This window comes from Okeania hirsuta (genome assembly GCF_003838195.1).
GTDB lineage: Bacteria > Cyanobacteriota > Cyanobacteriia > Cyanobacteriales > Microcoleaceae > Okeania > Okeania hirsuta.
The window spans coordinates 1-6489 of the sequence record NZ_RCBY01000324.1; the positions used below are offsets into that span (position 1 = coordinate 1).

The 6489-nt window shown below is 36.9% G+C and carries 4 protein-coding genes; 2 read left to right on the plus strand and 2 right to left on the minus strand.

Annotation, left to right across the window (positions count from 1 at the left end):
• Nucleotides 1-162: 162 nt before the first annotated feature.
• Nucleotides 163-2283, minus strand: coding sequence for a glycogen debranching protein GlgX (gene glgX / locus D5R40_RS29265; RefSeq protein WP_124147545.1), 2121 nt, complete (start codon nucleotides 2281-2283; stop codon nucleotides 163-165).
• 96 nt (nucleotides 2284-2379) lie between these two features.
• On the opposite strand from glgX, the gene D5R40_RS29270 reads away from it, so the two are divergent.
• The gene (locus D5R40_RS29270) at nucleotides 2380-2799 is read left to right on the plus strand and encodes a Uma2 family endonuclease (protein ID WP_205127555.1); all 420 of its coding nucleotides are present in this window, start codon (nucleotides 2380-2382) and stop codon (nucleotides 2797-2799) included.
• A gap of 373 nt (nucleotides 2800-3172) precedes the next feature.
• On the plus strand, nucleotides 3173-4132 hold the full coding sequence (locus D5R40_RS29275) for a DUF192 domain-containing protein (protein WP_124147544.1): 960 nt from the start codon (nucleotides 3173-3175) through the stop codon (nucleotides 4130-4132).
• A gap of 468 nt (nucleotides 4133-4600) precedes the next feature.
• Here D5R40_RS29275 and D5R40_RS29280 read toward each other — a convergent pair whose 3' ends face one another.
• Nucleotides 4601-5557 (minus strand): NAD-dependent epimerase/dehydratase family protein, encoded by a 957-nt coding sequence (locus D5R40_RS29280; protein ID WP_124147543.1) that lies wholly within the window; start codon nucleotides 5555-5557, stop codon nucleotides 4601-4603.
• Between the last annotated feature and the right edge of the window lie 932 nt (nucleotides 5558-6489).

Genomic DNA, 6489 nt, shown 5'->3' on the forward strand with positions numbered 1-6489 from the left:
CAGGGAACAGGGAACAGGGAACAGGGAACAGGGAACAGGGAACAGGGAACAGGGAGAAATAATTGATTTTATTTTGGATTTTTACTAGATGTCTAGCGATAAAAAAACTTTCCCTTTCTTCTTTCTTCCCTCCTGACTCCTTCGTCTCAACCAAACATAATATTATTTTCCTACCAGAATAACTACTGAGCGATCGCCAAGTAATAACCCATGCTGATTTTCCAAAACAGGTTCTTTACCAGGTTCCCAAACATCTTCTGGCGATGGACAGGCAGTATTAGCAAAAACGTGCCACTGCATTCCTTGTGGCAAACCAGGAATTTCAAACCAAAGACTTTCCCAGTGCATATTCATTGCGACATAAATATAGTTATCTGTCTGTTTTCCTTCTTTAGCGTGTTTGCCACAGAGCATAAAAGCAATAGTACGACAGCTTTCAGACCAATCTACATTCCACGCCTGGGTTCCATGCCAAGTAATATCTGCATAACCACTACCAATATAATCTTGATTTCTGAAATGGTTGCGATTTCTTAATACTGGATGTGCTTTCCTAAATGCAATGCAGTTTTTCACAAATCTAAATAACTCAGCATTAGTTTTGAGAAATTCCCAGTTAAGCCAATTTAGTTCCGAGTCATGGCAGTAGGTATTATTATTACCATGTTTACTACGTCCTATTTCATCTCCCATCAGCAACATAGGCACACCTTGACTAACCATCATAATCGCGATCGCATTTCGCATCTGACGGCTACGCAAAGCATTAATTCCCGGGTTATCTGTCCAACCTTCTGCCCCACAATTCCAACTTTCGTTATCATTAGCACCATCATTATTATTTTCGCCATTAGCTTCGTTATGTTTCCCATTGTAAGAAACCATATCGGCCAAAGTGAAACCATCATGGGCGGTAATAAAATTAATAGATGTTGCCGGAGCGCGACCTTGCCAAGCATATAAGTCTGGGGAACCTTGTAATCTTTGTGCCATTTCCCCTACAGTACAATCACCTTTAATAAATTTGCGAATTGCATCGCGATACTTACCATTCCATTCTGCCCAACGTCCAAAAGCTGGAAAAGAACCTACTTGGTATAAACCTCCTGCATCCCAAGCTTCTGCAATCAATTTACAGTTAGCTAAAATTGGGTCAAAAGCCAGGGTTTCTAAAAGTGGAGGATTTGCCAATGGTGCCCCCCAGGGGTCACGACCAAGAATTGAAGCTAAATCAAACCGGAAACCATCAATATGATATTCACTTGCCCAATAACGCAAACAATCTAATACCACACCACGAACGATGGGATTATTACAGTTAATCGTATTACCACAGCCACTAAAGTTATAGTAATAACCTTCGGGTTTTAGCATATAATATACTTTATTGTCAATACCCCGGAAAGAAATTGTCGGACCGTTTTCATTCCCTTCTGCCGTATGATTGAATACAACATCTAAAATCACTTCAATTCCATTTTTATGCAGTTCTTTAATTAGAGTTTTTAACTCATCCATCTGCATCCCTGACTTGCCTGTAGCTGCATAACCTGCTTTTGGGGCAAAAAATCCGACCGTACTATAACCCCAATAATTGTAGAGCATTTCTCCTGTAATTGGGCCGGGGCGGGAATTTTCAAACTCATCAAATTCATAGATAGGCATCAATTCTACTGAATTAACACCCAATTCTTTGAGGTAGGGAATTTTTTCGCGGATGGCAGCAAATGTTCCGGGATGTTTGACTCCAGAAGAGGGATGAGCGGTAAAACTACGAACGTGCATTTCATAGATAATTTGGTCTTCTGGTGGAATTTCTAGAGGACGGTCATTTTCCCAGTCAAAATCATCATAAGCAATTCTCGCTCGATGTTGATAATTGTCATCCCAGTTAGGAAAAACTCCCCAAACATCCCGACCCCCAATAATCTTAGCGTAGGGGTCCATGAGAATTTTATTCTTGTCGAACCATTGACCTTCCTGGAAGTTATTTGGTCCGTCCATCCGGTAGCCATATTCAATATTTTCTATATTCAGGTCGAAGACAATCATACAATAAACGTTCCCAATTTTAAATTTTTCAGGAAAGGGAATTTCTGCCATTGGTTGGAGAGCACCTTTTTGAAACAATACCAATGTACAGGATGTGGCATTAGAGGAGAATATAGAAAAATTCACTCCTCCAGGCACCAGAGTTGCACCAAATGGGAAGGGTTTCCCACTACGCAGTTTGAAGTCACCGTGACTGTCGGTAGGGTGAATATCAATACGATCTAATTGCATGACTTTTGATTAAATAGATGGGGGAATAGGTTATTGGTTCTCGGTTGTAGGTTTTAGGTAAGCTAAGAAGCATTTAGATTTTATCAGGAATTACGCATGAACGCTATTGGTAGTGGACTGACACACCTTAAATGGTGCATTAGAATAGCCAGCCAAAAGTTACTATTGCCAAGACAAGCGATCGCTCTTCAACAGGCAGTCAAAAGAGAAACTTGGCTTTGTGGCGAAGTTGGAAGAAAAGCTCTCAGAGAAGCGATCGAAATGGTAAGGGAGAATACATCCGCAGGTTTTAAACTCCTTAATTGTGCTAACCGTTCTCCCGATACTCCCTGGATACCTATAGAAAAATGGAATAATTTAACACCTGAACAAAGAACAAAATTTTTACCTCTTTGCCCTGATTTTTTAATCGAATTAATGTCACCTTTCGACAGCTTGTCTGAAACCAGAGACAAAATGAAAGAATATCTGGAAAATGGAATGCAGTTAGGTTGGTTGATTAATCCCAAAAATTAGCAACTATAAATTTATCGTGCTGGTAAAGATGTGGAAATATTAGACTCGCCTCAAACATTATCTGGTGAGGATGTTTGATCAGGGTTGGTTTTAGATATGTCAGTAATTTGGTAGTTAATTAGAATTAAAAATATTACTAATTTAGCTAAAAATTTATAACGCTTTTGAGATGGATGAACTACAATAAATTCAAAATACCAACGCGATTAAAAAAAATTGATTAAACATCCATACTACTGTAAAAGAGAAAAGATATAGTAGTCGAAGGAAAGGTTAAAATATATCAAAAGCTTAAAAATCAGACAACACCAGATTTTTTCTTCCTCCTTCTTCCTTCTGCTATAACTGAAAATTGATATAAACATAAAATCTGATGACTAATATTCAAGGTACACCAGGTATTGATTTTCTCAGTGGCACTCCTGAAGATGACATAATTGCTGCTTTGACAAGTAAAGATATTGTTCAAGGTTTCGGGGGTAATGACCAAATTTTCGGCAATCAGGGAACTGATGTCCTTCAAGGTAATCAAGGGGATGATATTATATACGGTGGACAAGATGCTGATACAATTTTTGGAGGGCAAGGAAATGACTTGATGTTTGGAGATTTTGGCCCTGACTGGTTAATTGGTGACTTGGGCAGCGACACTATGAGTGGAGGTGAGGGTGATGATTTATTTGCTATTGGTAGACGTGGGGGTCTATCTTCTACTGGTGCGGTAAATATTACAGATGCAGATGTAATTACTGATTTTGGTAATGGTGGCGATCGCCTAATCCTAACTGGTGGCTTACAATTTAGTGAGTTGAATATTATTTCTTCTGAGAGTAATACTATTATTCAAGACCGAGTAACGGGAGAATATTTGGCAGTTTTGTCAGGGGTGACAAGTCTTGAGGAGTCAAGTTTTAGTTCTATTTTTGGTGAGGTGGAGTTGGGTCAAATGTTACCTATTTCAGCACAGGCAAGTTTTTCTGGTCAAACGGTTAGTTTGGAGGTGGCACAAACTCCACTTGAACAGGGAATAGGTTTAATGTTTAGGACTGAGTTGCCAGAGGATCGAGGAATGTTGTTTGAGATTAACCCTCCTCGGACTGTGAATTTTTGGATGAGAAATGTGTTTATTAATCTGGATATGGTGTTTCTGAGGAATGGGGAGGTACAGGCAATTTTTTCTAATTTACCTCCTTGTGAATCTGAACCTTGTCCTACTTATGGACCTAATGTTCCTGTGGATGGAGTGATTGAGTTGAGGGGGGGAAGATCTACTGAGTTGGGTTTAAGGGTTGGCGATCGCTTGGATATTCAGCCTGTTTTTTTGGCTATCTAATTTTTTGTGTTTTGATGGTTAGCCTAATTAAGTGCTGTTTTTTTTGTTGAATAAAAAGTCATGTGTATAGACAGGGCCACCCTTATAGTTTTATACTACCACAATTTTTTTGTTTATTCCCAGGGAATTTACCCTAATTTTTTTGAGCTTCAGAAAATGAAACAAACAAGTTTTTCTGGCTTTAGGATATGAGAACTTTGTATTTCTTCAGTTATGGAAAATATCTCTAGTTCTCAAGATATGGCGAACTTCTCCAGATCATCCATCGCCACATTCTATGTATAAAACTCTGTGATCCTGTTTTTGGGTTGAATCAAAAGTCATTTATATAGGCGAGCTTAACCTTATAAATTTATACTATCACAGTTTTTTGTTTATTCCCAGGGAATTTCCTCTAATTTTTTTGAGCTTCAGAAAATGAAACGAACAAATTTTTCTGACTTTAGCAGTTGAGAACTTTCTAGTTTTTCAGTTATGGAAAATATCTCTAGTTCTCAAAATATCAGCAAGAGTAGGACAAGAAATTGGTAGTTTAAAAGTAGCTGGATTAACTGGATTTTGATATGTAAAATGACGATATTCTAAACAAAATCTATCCCAAGCAGCTATTTGAATTTGAAATACTACAATTATTAGTTCTATCAACCAAGGAGACAAATTAAACTGGAAATATATTCGCTTCTTCAGATATGCACAAATTTCCGTAATTGCCTGATTAACTGTAACTGGTGTATTTCCCAAAACTAATTTCTGAAGTTCCTGAGACTGGGGTGGGTTTTCTACTAGATAATTAACGACTCTAGCAATATCCTCAGCATGAATAAAATGGAAACTACCATCAGCTTTTAACCACCGAATTAAACCAATATATCTAATTATTTCTGGTAAACCAGAGGAAAGATGAGAATAAGGTTTTTTGTCATCTCCACCTAAAACTAAAGTAGGAAAAAGACAAGTTAGAGGAGGTACATTTTTGAGTCGAGATAACTGATACATACAGTCATATTTAGATCGTATATAATCAGTGCCAATTTCACCAGCTTTTTTAAGTAATTTATTTTGACTATCAAGAATACTAGCTGTAGAAAAATAGATAATATTTTCACATACTTCTGGATTAAGTAATTTGACTAATTTAATTGTTTTGACAACATTTATATCAAATACTTCCTGTAAGTTTCCCCAAGCAGTAGCAATGAGAATAGCTACATTAATTTCTGAAAGTAAGTCTGAAAATCTTTCAATTTCTCGGAGATTTGCTGTTAAAAGATTTACACCCGAACGAGCTTTATAATCAACTTTTAACTTTTCCGGACTTCGTACTAATAAGAAAAGTTCGTGTTGAGTATTTTGAATTAATGACTCAACAATATAGTGACCGATGCACCCACTAGCACCCGTTACAAAAATCCGTTTATGGCTCATAAAAAAATATTTTAAGTTTTAGATGATAGGTAAAATTCCGGTTATAAGTAATTTTTGACTCTTGATACTATCTTCTAAGACTATAGCAAATAAATTTTATGTATCCACAGAGGTGTACCCTCTTTTTTAGCTATTTTAGGTCAAAAATTTGGATTTTAGCTAAGGGGAAAAATCGGAATATGTAATACCATTTATCAAAAACTTTTCTACTTTTTTTGAGTAGGGGGGTAGGGGAGTAGGATAGCAGTAAAAATAAGAATAATTAACATTGAATTGGCTCAAATCACCAAAAAAGTGATAAAGCCAGTATTAAGTAATTAATAACTGAAGTGTTACATAAGTATAGAATCAATCCATGGGAATTGGTATAATACTAATTTCATCGAATAATATTATAAATAATAGGAGTAATTGTCGGAATTTCTTTTTGATGTCCGTCAGAGTGCAAGGCAAAATACCCTGCCTAAATCAAGTTTCACATTTGTTACCAAGAAACTAAATGATGAGATAAATAAGGCAATAGCAAAAAATCAATTATCCAATTCTTAGACTCTCTTTACTCCCTACTCCCTGCCCCTCTAAGTTCAGTGCAATGAGATTTTTTTTACTTGGAAGTCCCTAATAATCCCTAATAAGTTGAATAATATAGCAGTTGCCATTATTGTATTTGACATATCAAAAGCTTACCGAATAATTAAGTTTGAAAGTCTCTCCTTTAAAGGAGAAAAAAAGCGGTCGATCTTCGGAACTTTCCGAAGGGTTGGATGGCGATCTTCGGAGCGGGTCTGCAAGAACGGGTCTCCTCCGCATATCCAATCGACCAAGAGAAAAAAAATTTTCCCTATCGCGTCAATCCTCTTCTTTTCAAGGAGAGGTAATATCAAATCCGGTAGCATCGGTATAAAATCTTTTGAAGTAGGAGTCAGGAGTCA